This is a genomic window from Rhodoplanes sp. SY1 (assembly GCF_046000175.1).
GTDB lineage: Bacteria > Pseudomonadota > Alphaproteobacteria > Rhizobiales > Xanthobacteraceae > Rhodoplanes.
Genome location: NZ_JBEOMB010000347.1, coordinates 1 through 529, shown reverse-complemented (window position 1 = coordinate 529; position 529 = coordinate 1). Strand labels below are relative to the sequence as shown.

The window sequence follows — 529 nt, the reverse complement described above, 5'->3', positions numbered from 1 at the left end:
GATCGGCGTGCCTGTCAGCGTCGTGCTCGGGCTGGTCGTCGAGCGGGTCGGCTTCACCCATCTCTACCGGCGTGACCATCTCTATCAGGTGCTGTTCACGTTCGGCCTGATCCTGGTGCTGGGCGAGCTGCGCAGCATCCTGTGGGGCAACGACGTGCACGGCGTCACCGTGCCGCCGCTGCTGTCGGGCTCGATCCCGCTCGGCGATACGCAGTCCTACCCGGTCTACCGGCTGTTCATCTCGCTCGCCTGCATCGTCATGGCCGTCGCGCTCGCCGGCGTGATCCGCTTCACCCGGCTCGGCATGATGATCCGCGCGAGCGCCTCGAACCGCGAGATGGTGCAGGTGCTCGGCCTCGACGTGAACCGCCTGTTCATGATCGTGTTCGGGCTCGGCGTCGGTCTCGCCGCCTTCGCCGGAATGGTGGCCGCCCCGGTGAACTCGGTGCATCCGGCCATGGGCGACGAGATCCTGATCGTCTCCTTCGTGGTCGTGGTGATCGGCGGGGTGGGCTCGATCGTCGGCGCC

At 67.7% G+C, this 529-nt stretch carries 1 protein-coding gene; it reads left to right on the top strand.

The window, feature by feature from the left end; all coding sequences use genetic code 11:
* A partial coding sequence (locus ABTU92_RS29565; protein ID WP_408095111.1) for a branched-chain amino acid ABC transporter permease occupies nt 1–529 on the top strand: 529 nt, incomplete at both ends.